The sequence below is a fragment of the Clostridium sp. UBA871 genome (genome assembly GCF_002295255.1).
Lineage (GTDB): Bacteria > Bacillota > Clostridia > Clostridiales > Clostridiaceae > Clostridium_J > Clostridium_J sulfidigenes.
The window spans coordinates 713,184-733,773 of sequence record NZ_DBFV01000011.1; the positions used below are offsets into that span (position 1 = coordinate 713,184).

The following is a 20,590-nucleotide window of genomic DNA, read 5'->3' on the forward strand; positions in this document are numbered from 1 at the left end:
TTTTGATAAAGTTAGATGTAATAAAAAAAATGACTACAGAAGAAAAATATAAATACATGTTAATCCTCTTAGAAGGCCAGTTAAGTTCGGAAAAAGATATATATGCAAATATTTCTAATGCATCTGCCATTATATATGCTATTTTTGATAAACTAAATTGGAGTGGATTTTACTTTGTAAAAAATGAAGAGCTAGTTTTAGGGCCATTTCAAGGTTTACCAGCTTGTAATAGAATAGCTATAGGAAAAGGCGTATGTGGAACAGCAGTAGCAACTAAGAAAATTCAAAGAATAGATAATGTTCATGATTTTCCAGGACACATTGCCTGTGATTCGGCATCAAATTCTGAAATAGTAATTCCAATAATAAAAGATGATGTGGTTTATGGAGTACTAGATATAGATAGTTATGAATTTAACACATTTACAGAATTAGAAGAGAAATATTTAATAAAATTTGTAGATAAGCTTAATAAATATATTGATTGGAGTCAATTATAAATATAAGCAAAGTTTTAAAAGTGGATAGGAGAAAATAAATGATAGAATTAGGAAAAATTAATACTCTTAAAGTATCAAGAAGTTGTGAATTTGGATATTATTTAGATGCAGAGGGAAAGACAACTTCTGAAGACATACTAATACCAAAGGGAAATATAGTGGGTGAAATAGGCGTAGAGGATGAAGTAGATGTATTTGTATACCGAGACTCTAAGGACAGACCTATAGCTACTATGAAGCCAGTAGAAGCTCAAGTAGGAGAGTTAGCTTACTTAAAAGTAGTAGATAAGACTGGAATAGGATACTTTATTAGCATAGGTATAGAAAGGGATGTATTAGTTCCATTTAGGGAAGCACCCGTTGAATTAGAAGTAGACAAAAAATATTTATTTTATCTATATGTAGATAAAACTAACAGAATAGCTGCAACAACTAGAGTAGATAGATACTTACATGATACTACTCATTATAATGTTGGAGAAGAGGTAGAAGGCGTAGTTTATGGAAAACATTCTAATGGAAATTTAGTTGTAGCTATAGACAATACATTCAGAGGAATTATATTAAAAAGTGAATGTTATGACGACATTTCCATTGGTGATAAAATAAAGGCTAGAGTAAAGAAATACTTTGATGATGGTAAAATTCAAATCACCACAAGAAAACCTCGTCTTGAGGAAATGGGAGAATTAGAGGAGGTTATTCTTAGCTACTTAAAGAAGAATCAAGGTTCAATGAGATTTAATGATAAGTCTAATCCAGATGATATAAAAAAATATTTTAAGGCTAGCAAGAATGCCTTTAAGAGATCTTTAGGGGCACTGATGAAAAAAGGACTTATAGAGCAAGATGAAAATGGTACTAGGTTAAAATAAAATATGAATAAAGTTAAAAGCTATCTCAGAATTATTTTGAGGTAGCTTTTTAAGTAATATTATATTTATTGAATAACAATAAATATTTATTGACGTAAAACGCCTCTTGTGATAAGCTTTGGTTAGAGGTGATAAATTTGAAAAATATGTTATTTAGAAAGATACTATATATTGTATCAGTTTTATCAGTAGTTATAACTATAATAGCTGGAGCAACATTACCTAATATAGTAAATTGGTATCTTAGTAATATATCTACTGCTGGGTTAGATATAGGTGGAGGAATAAAAATATTCTTATATATAACTTATATACCATTTTTATTAATACTTATTTCAGTAATGAAATTAAGTGGAAAGCTATTAAAAGGAAGTCCTTTTTGTAAAGAGAGTATAAAGTCGCTAAAGGTGATAAGTATATGCTCATTCATAGCTTTTGTTACTTATTTAGCAGGAACAATATTCTTATATAAAAATTTAATTTGTATAGTTATAACTTTTGCTACCATGATGGTATTTATCATTTCTTCAGTAGTAAGAGAGCTTATAAATAATGGAATTGAACTACAAGAAGAAAATGATCTTACTATATAAGGAAGGTGGATTAATTGATAATTGTTAACGTAGATGTAATGATGGCTAAGAGAAAGATGAGCGCTACTGAACTTTCAGAAAAAGTTGGCATAACAATGGCTAACTTATCTATTTTAAAAAATAATAAGGCAAAGGCAATAAGATTTACTACTTTAGAAGCTATATGTAAGGCCTTGGATTGTCAACCTGGTGATATATTGGAATATAAGGAGGAGTAATGAAGAAGAAAGTTTTAGCTACAATATTAGGGATTGTAGTTACGATAATTTTACTATTAACTTATATTAAAGTAAGACCTATAATACTTCCAACCTACACAGAATGCCTAGAAGCCAATTGGAACATAAAATTACCTAAACCAGATAAACTAACTCTCATAGGAAGTACTAGAGGGGGTTTTGGCGGTGATGGAGATGAAATTAATGAAGTAATTTACCATGATGAAGAAGACTTAGAGAAATTAAATAATTCTTTTCAGTGGTTTAACTATGAGGAGATACCTTTTAGAATATCCTATGATGGTGTTATGCTATTGGAAGATAGAGATAAAATAAATCATAAGGAAATTAGTATATCTGATGGTAATCCTGAAAAAGTAATAGAAAAACTAAGCAAAGAAGCTAAATATTTTTATATGGATAAAAATAATAAAAGTGATTTTATTGTATTTATTTTAGATGGTAATACTTTAGAAATATACGAATCTTACAGGTGATTTAAGACTAAATAAAAGGATTGGAACTTCCAATCCTTTTATTGTATTAAGTTTTAATTTATAGTTTACTTACTCTAAAAATAGTGTCTAACTTATTATATCCAATAGCATCAGGCAAAAGGTTAGAAAGTTTTGAGTATATCTCCATAGTTATATTAGGATCAACATCTTTAAAGGTTTCTATCATTTCAGAATAGAGAGTTCTAAGTTCTTCAATATCATTTAGTCCCCTATATATTTGTTCTAAAAGACTATATCCTAGTAGTAAAGCTTCACTGTGAGAATATTCTTTAGCCAGATTTAATCCATCTTTAATTTTAGATATAGCCTCTTTATTAGAATCGATTTTCATATATAACTTAGCCATATACATTAAGGTAATGTCAAGACTAGGCTTATTATGGGAAGCCTTAAAGTCTAAGGCCTTATTAAAATATTCTAGGGCTGTATGAATATTATTTTCATTTGAATAGGCTAATGCTAAATTATTATAGATATATCCTTTATATATTCCTAATTTATTTCCAAAAAAATGAAGAAGTTTCTTATACAGAGTTATAGCTTCAAAGTTAGAATTTTTACTAAGATAACAGTTAGCTTTTAAAATTGTCCCGTCAATATATTCGGTTAAATTTTTACTAATATCAATGTTATCTAATAATTTATCTACATAAAGAATAGAATTGTCAAAATCATTTAACTTTTTATAGGTTAAAGCTATATTATAGGTACAATTATAATAATTATTTTTATCCTTATTTTCTAAGGTAAAAGAATGGCATGTACATAGATAAGCTAAGGCTTCTTCATAACAAAGGGTTTTGATTTTACACTTAGCTAATTTATTATATATAAATATCATATCATCATCTTTTGTAGGAATAGCATTATATAATTCTAAGGTTTTAGCATAGGATACAAAAGCTTCATTAAACAGATTTTTATCATATAAGAGATTACCCTTTTTAATATACAGAAAAGGAAGTATATCTATTAACTTATTAAGTTCTCCAATATGAATTACCTCATCAAGTTCATCAGCAGTTAAATTTAACCTAAGTTTACCAGTGCAATAAGTTCTAGCTTTAGTTTCTTCACTTAATATCAAATCATTCATCCCCTTATTCAAGTAAAATAAAAATCCTTTTACTCATATTTAAGCAAATTAAATTATATTCATATATATTAGTCTATAGTAACTTAACAATTAGTGCAACATTTGGATAATAGAAATGAAATGAAATTATCAATAATAAAATACTATGTATATCATAAAAATATAAGGAAAATTTTATGTATAAATAAAGAAAGATGGTAAAATTAACTATATAGAAAATTGTTGTAACTACAAATCCTATGTTGTCATCATTATGTCATTTTTTGAACATGAAAGTTCTAGAAATTTATAATAATTTATATGATTGTAAAAAGATACATATTTTAAATAAAAAAGTGATTCAAAATTTTGAATCACTTTTTATAAAAGTTTTTGAACATTGTTAGCTTTGTGTAAAATTTCTTTAGATTTATCATGTTTTCCCATATCCATATAAAGTAGAGACAGTTTTATATAAATACCTAAAACTTTATTTAGATCAATATCTTCTAAAATTTCTACTAATATAAGATATATTTCTTCAAGTTTATTATTATTATTTAATTCTATATAAATATCTTCCAATATAGAGTAGCCTCTTATTAAAAACTCTGCATCAGAATATTTCTCAGATAAAGCTATACCTTCATATAATAGTTCTATGGCTTTATCATATGAATTTTCTTTTACATATACCAAAGACATATCTATAATACTACGATTCAAATTTTTAATATCATGTACTTTTCTAAAGCTAATTGATCTATTAAAATAGTCAATAGATTTATCTATTTCATTTAATTCATAATAAATACATCCTATATTATTGTGAATCATTCCTAAATGAATTCCAATATTTTCACTAAAGTTATTTAGAATATCAAAATATATAGTTAAAGCATGGTGGTAATCTTTTTTCTTAATATAACAATTACACTTTAGGATAATGGTAGATATATACAATTTTAAATTGGTATCATAGTTACATATATTTAGCAACTCATCTATATATATAAGAGCATTATCATATTCACCTAATTTTTTATATACAAGAGCTATATTATATAAACAATTTCTAAGATTAGTATCGTTATTAAACTCTTTACAATAGGAATAGGCTTTAAATAAATATGTGAGAGCTTCTTCATAGGATAGAGTCATAATCTTGCATTTAGAAAGCTTAATATATGCAAAAGGTTTATTACTATTATCTTGATTATCATTATAAATTTCTAGTATTTTATAGTAATATACAAAGGCAGTATTATATGAATTTTCATCATATAGTAGATTTCCCTTTAATAAGTAAGATTTTAAAAGTATATCTTCTAATTTGTATTTTTCCCCTATTTTTATAACTTCATCTAAATTTTTATGGCTTGAGGTTGAATCTAATTTCATATTACAATAGTTTCGTGCTTCTTCTTTTTCAGGAAGAAGCAGATAATTTACATCTAAATTTACATTAGTTTCAAGCTCATCAGCTTTGTTTTGCATAAACTTAAGATAATTTGCTAAGGTTACTCCAGTAAGATTTCTTTTACCACTTTCAACCATACTAATATAATTTCTAGAAACACCGATTTCTTCTAGTTCTACTTGTTTGATATTTAATTGTTGTCTAAGAGCTTTTAATCTTTTTCCAGGACTTAAGAAATCCAAATCCTTCACCTCCTTAGTTAAATAAATGCAATCAATTATATTTTATAGGTAATTATATGTAAAGGCAATGTATAATTAGTTACATTATATATATTTAAATGTATTATTTTACTTATTATTCCTTTAGTATTTTTAGCTATATTCATAATAANNTTATTATGAATATAGCTAAAATTTAATTAGTCAAAAATTATAAATTGTAAACTTGCGTAGATATGGGAGCTTGTCCTCTTGGACCAACATCTTCACCTATATCATATAATGAAATTCCGATAAAAGCAGTTAAAGTTAGTGCACATAAAAATACTATACCTTTAGTAAGTTTAGTTTTCATAAAATTCACTCCTTTAATATTAATATTTATATTAAGCTTTACAATTATGAACAAAATAAAATTGAGAATTATTTTAATGCACAATGTATCTTAAAAAAGTATTCGATTAACAGTTACTTTTGATGAAATATTGTTTACATGTCGATATAAGATGATTATTAGTATATATTTAAAATACATTCACAGTAATTAATTATATTTTATAACATAATATGTATAATTACAATAATAAAATATAAAAAGTAACAACAAATTTACGTCATAAATCTCTCCTCATTGTATAAATATGTATAAAAATGAAAAAGTAATTAAAATGTATTATAATTTAAAAGTAACTCATAAAAGATATTAATACTATCCTTTATGAGTTACTTGTAATTTTATTGAAATTTGTCTTTTTTTATTTATCTTTGATAAATAGTTTAATTATTTCATTTATAACTAAAGGTATTAAGCTTAGAACAATAACAAGTCCCCAATCTGCTAAAGTTAATGGTATAACATTGAACATTCTAGCAATTGGCGGTATATAAATAACTGCCATTTGTAATGCGATACCAACAACCATTGCATAGATTAAATACATATTTGAGAACAAACCAATTTTAAATATGGATTTATCTGAACTTCTCATATTTAAAGAATGAATCAGTTGAGTTCCACTAAGAACTACAAAGGCTATAGTTTGAGCATGCATCAAAGCTTCAGGATTGTTAGCTATGTTAACAAGAGTAACTCCGGCATCTCCGTATTTGTTAACTCCATAAATGAAACCTATAAGGGTTAATATACCAATTAACACACCATTAAATAAAAGAGTAAATAAAGAACCCTTAAATAAACTATCCTTAGGACTTCTTGGTTTATGTTTCATAACATCCTTATCACCAGGGTCTACACCTAGGGCAAGAGCTGGGAAGGAGTCTGTTATAAGATTAACCCATAATATATGAGTTGCATTAAGTGGTGCAGCCCATCCGAAGAGAATACCAAAGAATAGAGCAACAATCTCACCGGCATTACAAGAAATTAAGAATATTACAGATTTTTTTATGTTATTAAATATATTCCTACCTTCTTCAATAGCTGCTACTATGGTAGAAAAGTTATCATCTGTTAATACCATGTCAGAGGCACCTTTAGCAACGTCAGTACCTGTGATACCCATAGCTACACCAATATCAGCAGCCTTTAAGGATGGAGCATCATTAACTCCGTCGCCAGTCATAGATACAATATTTCCTTTAGATTTAAAGGCTTTAACTATTCTAACCTTATGCTCAGGAGATACTCTAGCAAAAACTCTTAGATTTTCACATCTACTTGAAAGTTCCTCATCAGTTAAGTTATCTATGTCAGCACCACTAGCTACTTGGTTTATATCCTCTGCAATAGATAGTTCCTTAGCGATAGCAAAGGCTGTATTTTTATGGTCACCAGTAATCATTATAGTTTTTATGCCAGAAGTTTTACAAATTTCTATAGAGTCTTTAACTTCTAGTCTAGGAGGGTCTATCATACCAATAAGACCAATGAATGTTAAGTCTTTTTCCAATTCATCAACTTCTACATGGGTAGAGTTAACAGTTTTAAAAGCAGCACCTAGAACTCTTAAAGCATCGTCTGACATAGCTGTAGCAACTTTTAAGAAACCATTTTTAATTTCTTCAGTCATAGGTACAACTTCACCATTAATATAAGCAGAAGTACATATATTAATAAGATTATCAGTAGCACCCTTAGTCATTACATTAAATTTATCTTCATAAGAGTTTACCGTAGTCATTAATTTTCTGTCAGAATCAAAAGGTATTTCATCAACTCTTTTATGAGTTTTATCTAACTCTTCTTTAAAAACGTTAAACATATTTCCCATATCTAAAAGTGCTATTTCTGTTGGATCTCCAGTTTTTGATGTAGCCGTAGAAGTAGCATCATTACAAAGGACTATGTTTTCAAGTAAAAGTTTTTCGCCATCATTATTTATATTGAATTCCTTAACTTCTTTTAGTTTATTATCTGCAAAGTATTTAACTACTGTCATTTTATTTTGAGTTAATGTACCAGTTTTATCAGAGCATATAATATTCACAGAACCTAGAGTTTCTACAGAAGGTAATTTTCTAATAATAGCATTTTGCTTTATCATTCTTTGAACACCTAAAGCAAGAACTATAGTTACAATAGCAGCAAGACCTTCAGGAATAGCCGCAACAGCAAGGCTGATAGAAATCATGAACATATCAGTAACAGCTCTATCTTGTAATAAACCGACTGCAAACATAATAGCACAGATACCAATAGCAGCAATACCTAAAACTTTTCCCAGTTGTTCAAGTTTCTTTTGAAGAGGTGTAAGCTCATTTTCACCTTCATCAAGCATTTTAGCTATTTTACCAATTTCAGTATTCATACCTGTAGCTACAGCTATACCTGTAGCTCTACCATAGGTAGCTAAGGTAGACATAAATACCATGTTCTTTTTATCACCAAGAGATACTTTTTCATCTTCAAGGATAAGATTTGCATTCTTGTCTACAGGAACAGACTCACCAGTAAGGGCAGATTCTTCTACCTTAAGGTTAGCACTTTCTATAAGACGAATATCACAAGGAATAAATCTACCTGCATCGATGATAATTACATCACCAGGGACTACTTCCTCTGAAGGAATTTCTATTAATTCTCCATTACGCTTTACTATAGCCTTTGGTGTTGATAATTCCTTTAATGCATCAAGGGCCTTCTCGGCTTTAGACTCTTGAATCATTCCAACTGTTGCATTAACTAAAATAACAATACCGATAATAATTGCATCACTTATTTCTTTTCCTACAACTACAGATAGTATAGCTGCAACTATAAGGATATAAATTAGAATATCATTTAGTTGTGCAAAGAATAGTTGGACTTTAGTTTTTTTCTTTTTTGATGCCAGTTTATTAGACCCATACTTGGACCTAATTTCCTCAACTTGAGATGAAGTAAGACCAGTATCTGGGTTGGTGTTAAACTTACCTATAACATCGTCAATAGAGTCATTAAAATACATAAAATCACCTCATAATTAATAGTGTTAAGCCATACTCTAAATCTAAGATTTAGTTAGTAAAACTTACATAGATTTAATAAAAGATATTCTTTTATTAATATTTGCAAAAACATAATCACATATGTAGGTAATGTATGTAAAAAGAAAAGACTCATATATAGCGTAAGCACTATACATGAGTCTCATTATTTAATGCAAAGCCAGACTTAAAGCCAAGATGTTGACATTGCCATAGGATAATCCTACTAATTACTCCCTCATATGTAATTATATTTTATACATTAATTATAAGGGATGTACTAATAAATTACAAGATATTTTTTATTAAAACTTAGCAAGCAAATTAGGGATCATTCCATAGAATAATATACCTAAAAATGCTGCAATAACAATAATTAATATAGGATGAATTTTAGTTTTATAAAGTAGAAAACCAATAATTGCTGCTATTATTAAACTGTTTAAATCTCTATAGGACTCGTAGCTAAGAGTTATAAATACAGAAATTATAAGTCCAATAAGAGCAGGTCTCATTCCTTTTAAGGCATGAGCTAGTATCTTTGAATTTTTAAATTTATTAAAGAAGTAATTAGCAAAGGATATGAGTATGAAGGATGTAGTGACAACCCCTAGTGTAGATAGAACACTTCCTATAATTCCGCCAGTTTTATAGCCTACAAAGGTTGCAGCATTTATAGCTATAGGACCAGGAGTCATTTGAGATATACCTATGATATCCATGAAATCTGTTTGAGATAGCCAAGCATTGTTGTCCACAATTTCCTTTTGAATTAAAGGAAGCATAGCGTATCCACCACCAAAGCCGAAGGTTCCAATTTTAAGAAAGGCTAAATATAGCTTTAGTAATAGCATCTAATTTTCCTCCTTTGTATTTTTATAATTATCAATGTGGTGATTTCTATTAATATATATTCCATATACAGCAGCAATAAGAATTAAATATACAGGATTAACATTCATAAATACACTAAGAATTACAGTGACTATTACAATAATTATATTAACAGCTGTTTTATCTAAAACCTTTGCCAAGCTATTTACACCTACTAAAATTAGAAGGGGAACGGCAGCATTGATGCCTTTAAAGATAAGTTCAATGACATAAAGGTTTCTGAATTTACTGAAGGCCATAGCTATAATTACTATAATGATAAAAGAGGGAAGGGCTACACCTAAAAGTCCTAGGATAGCTCCTAGAACTCCATTAATTTTGTATCCAATGAAGGTACAGCTATTTATTGCTAAGGCTCCAGGAAAGCTTTGAGATATAGCTATTATATCTATAAATTCATCTTTGTCTATCCAATGGTTTTTATCTACAACTTCTCTTTCAATAAGTGGAATCATGGCATAACCACCACCAAAGGTAAAGGCACCTATCTTAAAGAAGGTTATAAACATATTAATTAAAGTTTTCATAATTGCCTCCTAAATTAATTTAATCTGTAAATAGTAAGAAAATATAGCTAAAATCCTTAACCTTATTTATAATATAATTAAAGGACAAGGGGGTGTTCACATGGAGATATCAAAAGTAGGAAGAAATACTCCAATACAAAGAGAAAGTAAAGTTGTAAATAACAAACAGGACTTCTCTAAAAATTTTAGCTTTGCTAGAGAGCAAAAGTCAGAAGAAGATCTTAAGAAAATGCTTAAAAATATAAAATCTAAAGGTAGCAGACTTGTAATTTCAAAGTGCTATGCTGATGTTAGAGCTTATAAAAAAGAAATAAAAGAATATCTAGAATCAGTACTTTCATTTATGTATTCCATAAAAAAGGATATAAGCTTTTGGCAAACTCAATACTTTGTTACAGTAGAGACTATTGACAATAAATTAGAAGAACTAACACAGATGCTACTTAATGAAGAACGAGAAAACTTAGATATAGCTAGCACTATAGATGAAATATCAGGTCTCATTGTAGATATTTATAGATAATTATAAATTAATATCTCTAATTATCTTCATTATTAAGTTATACTATAATTTAATATTTTATATATTAAGTTAAGGACCACTGGTAATAAATAGACAATTACCAGTGGTATTTAATTATATTTTTAAAGTTAAAGAAATCCGTTATAGCTAGCATCTGATGGCATTCTTAAATCTCCTCTTGGAGAAAGGCTTATAGATCCAACCTTAGGACCATCAGGTAGAGCTGAACGCTTAAATTGTTGAGTGAAGAATCGAGTCATAAATTTATTAAGCCATTTACTAATTACTTCGTCATCATATATCCCCTTAAAGGCAGCCTTAGCTAAGAATTCTATACGTTCCTTAGAAGCACCATGTTTCATGAAATGGTATAGGAAGAAATCGTGAAGTTCATAAGGTCCTACAATATCTTCAGTCTTTTGAGTAATGTTTCCATCTTTGTCCTTAGGAAGTAGCTCTGGACTTACAGGGGTATCCAAAATATCAATAAGGATTTTACTTATATCAGGAGTGCTTTCATGGTCAGCCACATAATCCACTAGGTATCTTACAAGGGTTTTTGGAATAGAACAGTTTACAGAATACATGGACATATGATCTCCATTATAAGTACACCAACCAAGAGCTAACTCAGATAAATCCCCTGTCCCAATTAACAGTCCACCTTCTTTATTAGCAAGGTCCATAAGAATTTGTGTTCTTTCTCTTGCTTGAACATTTTCGTAGGTTACATCATGTTGCTCTACAGGATGACCAATATCTTTAAAATGTTGGAGGCAAGCAGGTACAATATTTATTTCTCTTAAGTCTGTACCTAGATACTTGCAAAGATCTAAGGCATTATTATAGGTTCTATCTGTAGTACCAAAACCAGGCATAGTAATGGTTACAATATTTTCTCTAGGCATTTTCAACATATCAAAGGTTTTTACTACCACTAGAAGAGCTAGAGTAGAATCAAGACCGCCAGAAATTCCTATAACTGCCTTCTTTAAGCCAGTATGCTCAAATCTTTTAGCAAGAGCTGAAGTTTGAATATTAAATATCTCTTTAGATCGTTTATCTCTTTCAAGAGGATTACTAGGTACAAAAGGATGTTTATCTATATATTTATCAAAATTATTAATAGCTATATTGTTAAAATCAAAGTATATAGTTTCCATATCAAAAGGAATTAAAACTTTATTATCTCTAAAGCTTATATTTTTTAATCTTTCAGCCTTTAATTTATCTACATCAATAATTGCTGTAATAATTTCATTTTCGCGATTAAATCTTTCATTTTCAGATAAGATTCCACCATTTTCACTGATTAAAAGATGGCCACTAAATAATACATCAGTAGTAGATTCAAAGACTCCACTAGAAGAATAGATATAGGAACTCATACATCTAGCACTTTGATTTTTAATTAAGGCTCTTCTATAGTCAGCCTTGCTAACTAACTCATTAGATGAAGATAAATTACATATTACATTACAACCAGCTAAAGATAAGAAACTGCTTGGTGGAATAGTAACCCAAAGGTCTTCACAAATTTCCACTCCAATACTAATATCACCACTTCTAAATATTAGGTTAGTTCCAAAATATATATTGTCTTGGAAAGGAAGTTTAACTATTCTAGAAGTTATATTAAGACCACTGCTAAACCAACGTTTTTCATAGAATTCAGAAGCATTTGGTAAGTAACTTTTTGGAACAATACCTAAAACTTTACCATTAAAGATAAGATAAGCTGCATTATAAAGCACATCATCATATTCAAAAGGAGCACCTACAGCAAATAAGATATCTCTTCCTTCAGAAAATACACAAAGATTTTCAATAGCTACTTCTGCTTTTTTTAGTAGTTTTTGTTGAAAGAATAAATCAGCACAACTATAGGAGGTTATAGATAATTCAGGAAAAACTAAAATTTTAACTTGTTCTTCTATGGCTTTTTCAACACATTTTTTTATTTCATTTAAGTTAAAGTCAACATCTGCTACCTTAGTAATAGGACAAGCAGAACCAACCTTTATAAAGTTCATTAAACATCGCACCTTTCATATTAAATATATTTCTTATATACGAGTTCTTTTTTTAGTTTTAGTTTTTTTAGGTTTATTACTCTTAATATTTTTTCTATTATGTAATTGTTCTTTCTCCACTATTGCAGTTTTTGTGGTTTCATTATGTTTTTTTATGCCTTTATTTTTAAGTTTAATAGTAGTTTTTTTAGCCACAGAATATCCGAATTTTCCAATAGGCTTAGGAGATAAACTAAAGTATTCACCATGAGAGTATGAAAGTAGGTCTCCTTTATCAAAGTGAATTTTCCCTTTTTCATCGATAAGTGTATTTTCCACATGACAGTTAACTATTTCAGCTAAAAATAAATCATGGGTACCTAGGGGAGTTATAGATTTTACTACACACTCAAAGGCAACGGGACATTGATTAATAATACCACAGGAAATATCCTTAGCTTCACTGAGAGACAAGTTCATATCCCTAAACTTGTCATTGGTTCTTCCACTTTTAACTCCACAGTAATCCACAGCTTTAACTAGATTACTAGAAGCTAGATTTACTACAAAGGAACCAGTTTGTTTTATATATTCATAGGATAATCTTTCAGGACGAATAGCAACTGTAATCATAGGTGGCTTAGTACAAGCTGTACCTATCCAGCCTACAGTAAATACATTATCCCTTCCTTCAGAATTTCTACTAGTTATCATCACTGCTGGAACAGGATTTAGCATAATACTACCCTTAAAAGTAGTTTTAGCCATAATATCACATCACTTTCTAATTTTAACATAAACCTGATATAAATAAACTTAATTATTTTTGTCTCATATGTATTATATAGCAAGTTGGGTATATTTATCAAAAATAATAACCATCTAAGCTATAGATATTTATTATAGTACAATAATTTAAATTAATCTTTAATTTTAATTACCCGTTTTAGTAGGTGTAAGAAATTTCGGGGAGTTTTAAGTGTAAACAGTGTGTTTTTATTCATAACTTTATATTATAATATAAATATAGGGAAATTCTTAACTTATATAAGGAGAATTTAGCTTCAATCAGTTAGGCTAAAATAACAAGACATATTGACCTATAAAAAAATTTGATATATAATTAACTTGAACGTAGTTCAAACAAGGAGTAGATATAATGAATAGGTTCTCAGAAAACCCAAGAGAGATTATACTTAAAGGAGCAAAAGAAATTGCCTTAGAGAATGGAATTGCAGCAATAAATATAAGAGCTGTAGCCAGTAGATGTAAAATTTCAGTAGGTACAGTTTATAATTCATTCTCCACAAAAAGTGAATTAGTGTTATCGGTTGTTGAAGATTTTTGGAGAGAAGCCTTTACTGATTTTCATACATGTTTAATGGGTGAAAAAAATATTTTTGAAAAGATAGAGCTATTATATAATAATATTTTTGTTTACTTAGATAAATTTCAAGAAAATTGGATAGATCAGTTATCTTTATTAAGTAGTAGTGAAAAATCTCTAGGAAGAAAAAAAGAACACGAATTTTTTAAAAAAGTTAGTGAAAGTATAGTTAATCTCTTAGATTCAGAAGATAATATTAGTGATGAAACTTGGACAGACAATTTAACTAAGGAAAAAGTGGCTAAATTTATTTTTAGCAACATGTTAGTTATGCTTAAAGCTAAGGAAGAGGATATAACTTTTTTTATAGAAGCATTAAAGAGAATTATTTATTTTAAATAAAGTTAAATAAAAATGCTGTATTAACTTACAGCATTTTATACACATAAATAATGAACTATGTTCAAGTAAAAATGAGAGGTGATATATTATGCAAGGGATTATGGAAACACTTTTTGATATTCTTTATCTTTCAACAGTTATAATAATGGGAATTATTATGATTAAGAAAAGTGGACAAAATAAACAATATAGATTATTTGGAATTATGGCAGTGATTTTAGGATGTGGAGATGCATTTCATCTAGTTCCAAGGGCTTATGGATTACTTACCACTGGTTTAGAAGCTAATGCTACGGCTTTAGGAGTAGGAAAACTAATTACATCTATTACAATGACTATATTTTATGTAGTGCTATATCATATTTGGAGAATTCGTTATGATGTCAAAGACAAAAAAGGCTTAACTAATATTATTTATGGATTAGCTATTGTTAGGATTATATTATGTGCATTCCCAGAAAACCAATGGTTATCATATAATGCTCCAGTTTCCTGGGGAATATATCGTAACATTCCTTTTGCATTAATAGGACTTATAATCATATGGATTTTCCATAATAAAATTAAAGAAAACAATGATAAAGGATTTAAATTTATGCCTATTGCAATAATTTTATCTTTTGGATTCTATATTCCTGTTGTACTATGGTCAAATACTTTACCGATCATAGGAATTCTTATGATACCTAAGACTTTAGCCTATGTATGGATTGTATTTATGGGATATAACGAGATGAAAAAACTCTCAAACCCGCATGGTGTAAACAACTAGTTAACTATTTAAATATTTATATAGTTCTATAGGTAAATATTAAAATCGTATCCTAGGTAAAATTTTAAATAGTTATATAAGATAAATTTTTAAAATTTTAATATTTATTATATTAAATATTTTTAAATTATAAATTCTTAAGCTGTTTGAAATAAATTATCCCTTTGAAAGACCTACTTAAAAATAAAATTTTTAAGTAGGTCTTTGCTATGGAGCTATGTAGTATAATATGTAAAAATAGTATAAAATATAGTTATTGAAATAGGTATAATAAGGAGTGATTAGGTTTATGGAATTAAGTTCAATTGATGTAGATAAAATTATAGAAGATCACTATAAGTTTTTTGAGTCAAAAAAAAGTCGTAATATAGATTTTCGTATTAATCAATTAAGAAGTTTAAAGTCTGCTATAAAAAAGTATGAATATAAAATATATGAAGCATTATATAAAGATTTAGGAAAGTGTGAGTTTGAATCTTATACTACAGAGGTAGGCTTTGTATTAAGTAGTATTAGTCACACTATAAAGAATTTAAAGAAGTGGGCAAAGAAAGAAAAGGTAAAAACGCCTTTGTACTTATTTCCTGCAAAAAGTTTTGTAATTTCTCAGCCCTATGGAACGGTTCTAATTATAGGGCCTTATAATTATCCATTTCAACTTTTGATAGAACCTTTGGTGGGAGCACTTGCTGCTGGAAATTGTGTAGTATTAAAACCATCTGAAAATGTGCCCAATTTATCAAGAGTAATTACAGAAATGATTACTGAAACCTTCCCTAAGGAATATATACGCTCAGTAGAAGGTGGAATAGAAACTAACACTTCATTGATTAATGGTACCTTTGATTACATCTTCTTTACAGGGAGTGCTCAAGTTGGGAAAATAATAATGGAAGCTGCTGCAAGAAACCTAGTTCCTGTTACTTTAGAATTAGGTGGGAAAAGTCCTGTAATTGTAGATGAAAGTGCAGATATTAGAGTGGCAGCTAAGCGTATAATTTGGGGCAAGACTATAAATGTAGGTCAAACCTGTGTAGCACCGGATTATGTAGTAGTAAATAACAAGGTGAAAGATGAATTAATTAAGGAATTAAAATTGCAAATTCAAAGCTTCTATGGTAAGGATGCTATGGAGAGTAAAGACTACGGAAGAATTGTTAATGATAGACACTTCATAAGGCTTAAAAATATATTAGATAAAGAGGCAGATAAAATAATATATGGTGGAAAAGTAAATAGAGAAAAAAGATATATTGAACCTACACTTATAGATGCTTCATGGGAAGGTGCAGCTATGTCAGAAGAGATTTTTGGACCTATTCTTCCAATTATAAGCTTTAGTAATTTAGATGAGATAATAGGGGAAATTAAGAAACTATCAAAGCCATTAGCTCTGTATTTATTTGCTGAAAACTATGAAGTAGAGAAAAAGGTTTTGGAAGAAATTTCTTCAGGTGGAGCTTGTATAAATGACACAATAACTCATTTAGCTAATCCGGAGTTACCTTTTGGAGGAGTTGGAAATTCGGGTATAGGAGCTTATCATGGCAAAGAAAGCTTTAAGACATTTTCTCATAGAAGAAGCGTTGTAAGAAAAACTACTAAAATAAATATTCCAATAGTTTTTCCACCTTTTAATAATAAAAATCTAAGTAATGTAAAAAAACTTATGAAATAAATTGAATGAGATAAGGGGGATTTTTATGAAAATTTATATTTCAGTGGATATTGAAGGAATCAGTGGAGTAACTAACTGGGGATTTACTAATGAAGGTGGCTATAACTATGAAAGAGCAAGAAAGCTTATGACAGAAGAAGTAAATGCAGTCATAAGAGGAATTAAAAAAGCAGGTGCAAAAGAAATACTAGTAAATGATTCTCACGGTCCTATGACAAGTATTCTCATTGAAGAGTTAGATGAAGATGTAGTATTAATTAGTGGAAATAAAAAAATTCTTGGCATGATGGAGGGTATAAATAATACTTTTGATGCAGTTATGCTGATAGGATATCATGGAAGACATAATACTTCAGGGGTTTTAGCCCACAGTTATAATAGCTCTGTGGTATCAGAGATAAGACTAAATGGAAAAGTAGTAGGAGAGTTTGAATTTAACTCCTTATTGGCAGGATATTTTAAAGTTCCAGTGGTAATGACATCAGGAGATAACATTTTAACAAGTCAAGCTAAAGAATTTAACAAGAATATAGAAGCTGTAGAAGTTAAAAAAGCTCACAGTAGATATGTAGGTGAATGCATACAGCCAAAGAGAGTTCATAAAATGTTAGAATCATCAGCAGAAAAAGCTATTTATAATAAATTAGTAGAACCTAACATATTAGATGATGAGGTAGAGTTAGAAATAGCCTTTATGGATAGTGGTATGGCAGAAGGAACCTTATGTATTCCAGGAGTTCAGCTTATAGAACCTAACAGAATTAAGTACAAGGCAAAGGATATTATGGAAGCTTATAAAATAAGAAGTGGTCTAATTACCTTGGCTGGGGCTTGGATGCGATAACACTTAATTTAAACACATAAAACCTTAAAAAAAGTAGAAACTATTTAAGGAAAGGATGTGTTTATTATGAAGAGAAAATCAGGTTCTAACAATCCAGCTCAGAAGGGAAAAAGAAGACAAAAGCTTCATGAGAATCAAAACAATGTTGGGGATCCTCGAAATAAGCCTGAATTTAAAGATTTCAACGGAAATGAAATAAAATAGTTAAATTGTGTTTTAAGAAGCTGTCTCAGAAGTAGTTTATTTTGAGACAGCTTATTTTATTGCATTTATATATTCTCGGGGTGATTTGTGAAAGAGCTTTTTAAAGCTACGTAGAAAACTAGAGTAATCCTTAAATCCACAGAGGGAACTAACCTTAGTTACAGGCTCACCAGATTTTATAAGTTCTTGAGCCATAAATAATCTCTTCTGAATTATATAGTTATGAAGAGTATACCCAGTTTCATTTTTGAATTTATGCATTAAATAATATTTACTTATAAAGAATTCCTTACATATAAGTTCAATGGATAGATCTTGTGATAGGTTATTGTTTATATATTTTAAAATCTCTTCAATTTGTTTATCGTATTTTAAAGAATCCTTAGTAGTAATATAAGTTTTATCAAGATAAAGTCTGTTAAGATATATAATTAGTTGAATAAAGAGGGAGTTACCTAAAAGTTTACTTCCAAAATCTTGAGAGTTAAATGATACTTCTAAGGAAGATATGATATTTTTAAGGTTATTTTGAAATTTATCTTCAAGTCTTATTAAATTAAAACTCTTCTCTTTTGCTAGTTTAAAGCAAGTTGATAAATCGCAACCTTCATAATTATGATTTTCAATAAAACCTGAATTAGCCCAAATAATTATACGTTCATAGGTCTCATTAGAATCGATAATAGGCTTGTGCACATCATGATTGTTTACAAGTAGAATATCCCAAGGCTTTAAATAATAAGCCTTCCCTTCAATTAAATAAGTAACTTTTCCAGATAAAAAGATTATTATTTTATTAAAGTCATGATAATGAAACTCGAATTCTTGATTTTTTTTGTCCTTTATATGAAAAAGCTGAAAGTCTTTATTAAGATATCCAGATTTGTTACTTGAATATGTGTTATCCATAAAGATACCTCCAAAACTAAATATACTTCATTTATCATATTATTAAAAAAGCAGTTTTTGCAATGTTTTAAACAGTATATTCAATATTTATTGTACATAGTGTTGAATATAATAAGATTATAACATATATGAAAATTAAATTACTAATTATATTATTTTATTTAAGGAGGAGGAAAAATGGAGATTTTAAAAAATTATAAGTCCTCGATATTTTTAATAATTTCAGTTATTATAGGTGGAGTTATAGGGTTGATCATGGGAGAAAGGGCAAGTATTTTTGCACCACTGGGAACAATATTTCTAAATTTAATATTTACAATACTGATACCATTAGTATTCTTTAGTATTTCATCGGCTATTGCTAATATGGATAGCTCAAAAAAATTAGGAAAGATACTTGGAATTACAATAGTAGTATTTGTATGTACGGCTATTATATCAGGAATAATAGGGGTAACTAGTTTCAAAATTTTTAATCCTGCACAGGGACTAAATTCGTCTATGTTTACAGAGTTAATGAATAGTGCTCAAGTTGTACCTAGGGAGCAAGTAGGATTTTTAGAAAAAATAGTTTCTAGTATTACTGTAGGGGATTTTTCACAGTTGTTATCTAGAAGTAATTTATTGGCACTTATAATATTTTCTATGCTTATAGGTTTTGGAACTATGTTAGCAAAAGAAGAAGGAAAGGAGTTTTCTAATTTTTTAAGTAGTGGCGCTATAGTAGTAAATAAGGTGATAAATATAATAATGTATTATGCTCCAATAGGATTAGCAGCATATTTTGCCAACGTAGTTGGTCAATTAGGAAGTCAAATATTAAGTGGATATGCAAAGGTATTTGTACTGTATTTGATAGTATCTATAGTATATTTTATTATATTCTTTACTCTCTATGCCTATATAGCAGGGGGTAAAGAAGGTATAAAAGCTTTCTGGAGAAATTCCACAGGACCATCAGTGACAGCATTAGCTACATGTTCTAGTGCAGCCTGTATTCCAGTAAATATTCAGGCAGCTAAAAATATGGGAGTATCTAGTTCCTTAGCTAATATAGTTATGCCTTTAGGTGTAAATATCCATAAGGATGGTTCAGTGATAGGTGGAATATATAAGATAATGTTTTTATTTGCGATATTCGGAAGAGACATTAATAGCTTGGGAACTTTAACTATTATTTTCATGGTGGGATTACTAGTAGGAGCTGTTGTTGGTGCTATACCAGTAGGTGGTTCCATTGGCGAGATGCTAATATTAAGTATATTTGGATTTCCTCCAGAAGCTTTAGCAATAATGTTAGTTATTGCAACTATAATTGATGCGCCCGCAACCTTATTAAATTCTGCAGGTAACACGGTTTGTACCATGGTAATATCTAAATTTACAGAAAAGAAAAGGATTTAAAATAAAATTTATAATAAAAGTACAGATATAAATTTTGCATATAGAAATAAGGCTATCTCAACTGACTGAAATAGCCTTATTTTTATTCAATCTTATTGATAATATTTTATTAATTAGATTATTTAATTACAAATTTTACTGATTAGTTGATAAAAAATATTTATAAATTCAAAAAAATAGTTAATTTATAGAATAATATAAGATTAAATGTTTTATTACAATAATTTAAATAATATCCATATAATGTT

Annotated in this window: 21 protein-coding genes; 12 read left to right on the forward strand and 9 right to left on the reverse strand. The window is 28.6% G+C overall.

The window, feature by feature from the left end; all coding sequences use genetic code 11:
- Positions 1-2 precede the first annotated feature (2 nt).
- The 5 genes from B3086_RS16475 (at position 3) to B3086_RS16495 (ending at position 2,683) form a co-directional block, all read left to right on the forward strand.
- Positions 3-500, forward strand: coding sequence for a GAF domain-containing protein (locus tag B3086_RS16475; protein WP_346848548.1), 498 nt, complete (start codon positions 3-5; stop codon positions 498-500).
- Positions 501-538: 38 nt separating this feature from the next.
- Positions 539-1,375: a CvfB family protein gene (locus B3086_RS16480; protein WP_346877752.1), complete on the forward strand. Its 837-nt coding sequence runs from the start codon at positions 539-541 to the stop codon at positions 1,373-1,375.
- A 146-nt stretch (positions 1,376-1,521) separates the two neighbouring features.
- Positions 1,522-1,968 carry a DUF2975 domain-containing protein gene (locus B3086_RS16485; protein WP_346879563.1) on the forward strand — a complete coding sequence of 149 codons (447 nt, stop codon included), beginning with the start codon at positions 1,522-1,524 and terminating at the stop codon, positions 1,966-1,968.
- 38 nt (positions 1,969-2,006) lie between these two features.
- Positions 2,007-2,186 carry a helix-turn-helix domain-containing protein gene (locus B3086_RS16490; protein WP_035133168.1) on the forward strand — a complete coding sequence of 60 codons (180 nt, stop codon included), beginning with the start codon at positions 2,007-2,009 and terminating at the stop codon, positions 2,184-2,186.
- The gene (locus B3086_RS16495; protein ID WP_346893928.1) at positions 2,186-2,683 is read left to right on the forward strand and encodes a hypothetical protein; all 498 of its coding nucleotides are present in this window, start codon (positions 2,186-2,188) and stop codon (positions 2,681-2,683) included. The genes B3086_RS16490 and B3086_RS16495 overlap by 1 nt, the downstream gene beginning before the upstream one ends.
- A gap of 58 nt (positions 2,684-2,741) precedes the next feature.
- Here B3086_RS16495 and B3086_RS16500 read toward each other — a convergent pair whose 3' ends face one another.
- The 6 genes from B3086_RS16500 to B3086_RS16525 all read right to left on the reverse strand — a co-directional run bounded on the left by B3086_RS16500 (position 2,742) and on the right by B3086_RS16525 (position 10,267).
- Positions 2,742-3,800, reverse strand: coding sequence for a hypothetical protein (locus B3086_RS16500; protein ID WP_346893930.1), 1,059 nt, complete (start codon positions 3,798-3,800; stop codon positions 2,742-2,744).
- A 360-nt stretch (positions 3,801-4,160) separates the two neighbouring features.
- Positions 4,161-5,441, reverse strand: a complete 1,281-nt coding sequence (locus B3086_RS16505) for a helix-turn-helix domain-containing protein (protein ID WP_346893932.1) — start codon at positions 5,439-5,441, stop codon at positions 4,161-4,163.
- A 190-nt stretch (positions 5,442-5,631) separates the two neighbouring features.
- Complete coding sequence (locus B3086_RS16510; RefSeq protein ID WP_346893934.1) at positions 5,632-5,775, reverse strand: hypothetical protein; 144 nt, start codon at positions 5,773-5,775, stop codon at positions 5,632-5,634.
- 400 nt (positions 5,776-6,175) lie between these two features.
- Complete coding sequence (locus B3086_RS16515; protein ID WP_346848554.1) at positions 6,176-8,827, reverse strand: cation-translocating P-type ATPase; 2,652 nt, start codon at positions 8,825-8,827, stop codon at positions 6,176-6,178.
- A 324-nt stretch (positions 8,828-9,151) separates the two neighbouring features.
- The gene (locus B3086_RS16520) at positions 9,152-9,700 is read right to left on the reverse strand and encodes a chromate transporter (RefSeq protein ID WP_346848555.1); all 549 of its coding nucleotides are present in this window, start codon (positions 9,698-9,700) and stop codon (positions 9,152-9,154) included.
- On the reverse strand, positions 9,701-10,267 hold the full coding sequence (locus B3086_RS16525; RefSeq protein ID WP_346848556.1) for a chromate transporter: 567 nt from the start codon (positions 10,265-10,267) through the stop codon (positions 9,701-9,703).
- Positions 10,268-10,367: 100 nt separating this feature from the next.
- On the opposite strand from B3086_RS16525, the gene B3086_RS16530 reads away from it, so the two are divergent.
- Positions 10,368-10,790 carry a DUF327 family protein gene (locus B3086_RS16530; protein WP_150846056.1) on the forward strand — a complete coding sequence of 141 codons (423 nt, stop codon included), beginning with the start codon at positions 10,368-10,370 and terminating at the stop codon, positions 10,788-10,790.
- 128 nt (positions 10,791-10,918) lie between these two features.
- Here the strand turns inward: B3086_RS16530 and B3086_RS16535 are convergent, their stop codons facing one another.
- Positions 10,919-12,823 carry an NAD(+) synthase gene (locus B3086_RS16535; RefSeq protein ID WP_346893936.1) on the reverse strand — a complete coding sequence of 635 codons (1,905 nt, stop codon included), beginning with the start codon at positions 12,821-12,823 and terminating at the stop codon, positions 10,919-10,921.
- A gap of 33 nt (positions 12,824-12,856) precedes the next feature.
- Positions 12,857-13,570, reverse strand: coding sequence for a flavin reductase family protein (locus B3086_RS16540; RefSeq protein ID WP_346893938.1), 714 nt, complete (start codon positions 13,568-13,570; stop codon positions 12,857-12,859).
- A gap of 391 nt (positions 13,571-13,961) precedes the next feature.
- Here B3086_RS16540 and B3086_RS16545 point away from each other — a divergent pair, with 391 nt between their 5' ends.
- The 5 genes from B3086_RS16545 to B3086_RS16565 all read left to right on the forward strand — a co-directional run bounded on the left by B3086_RS16545 (position 13,962) and on the right by B3086_RS16565 (position 18,029).
- Positions 13,962-14,531: a TetR/AcrR family transcriptional regulator gene (locus B3086_RS16545; protein ID WP_346878537.1), complete on the forward strand. Its 570-nt coding sequence runs from the start codon at positions 13,962-13,964 to the stop codon at positions 14,529-14,531.
- Positions 14,532-14,619: 88 nt separating this feature from the next.
- The gene (locus B3086_RS16550; RefSeq protein WP_346893940.1) at positions 14,620-15,303 is read left to right on the forward strand and encodes a hypothetical protein; all 684 of its coding nucleotides are present in this window, start codon (positions 14,620-14,622) and stop codon (positions 15,301-15,303) included.
- A gap of 280 nt (positions 15,304-15,583) precedes the next feature.
- Positions 15,584-16,981: an aldehyde dehydrogenase gene (locus tag B3086_RS16555; RefSeq protein WP_414632303.1), complete on the forward strand. Its 1,398-nt coding sequence runs from the start codon at positions 15,584-15,586 to the stop codon at positions 16,979-16,981.
- A 25-nt stretch (positions 16,982-17,006) separates the two neighbouring features.
- Positions 17,007-17,825, forward strand: a complete 819-nt coding sequence (locus B3086_RS16560; protein ID WP_346878540.1) for a M55 family metallopeptidase — start codon at positions 17,007-17,009, stop codon at positions 17,823-17,825.
- 66 nt (positions 17,826-17,891) lie between these two features.
- A complete protein-coding gene (locus B3086_RS16565; RefSeq protein ID WP_346878541.1) occupies positions 17,892-18,029 on the forward strand; it encodes a clostri-philic family protein in 138 nt (45 codons plus the stop codon).
- A 51-nt stretch (positions 18,030-18,080) separates the two neighbouring features.
- On the opposite strand, the gene B3086_RS16570 is transcribed toward B3086_RS16565, so the two are convergent.
- The gene (locus B3086_RS16570; RefSeq protein ID WP_346878542.1) at positions 18,081-18,938 is read right to left on the reverse strand and encodes an AraC family transcriptional regulator; all 858 of its coding nucleotides are present in this window, start codon (positions 18,936-18,938) and stop codon (positions 18,081-18,083) included.
- A 177-nt stretch (positions 18,939-19,115) separates the two neighbouring features.
- On the opposite strand from B3086_RS16570, the gene B3086_RS16575 reads away from it, so the two are divergent.
- The gene (locus tag B3086_RS16575; protein WP_346878543.1) at positions 19,116-20,342 is read left to right on the forward strand and encodes a dicarboxylate/amino acid:cation symporter; all 1,227 of its coding nucleotides are present in this window, start codon (positions 19,116-19,118) and stop codon (positions 20,340-20,342) included.
- The last annotated feature ends 248 nt before the right edge of the window (positions 20,343-20,590 follow it).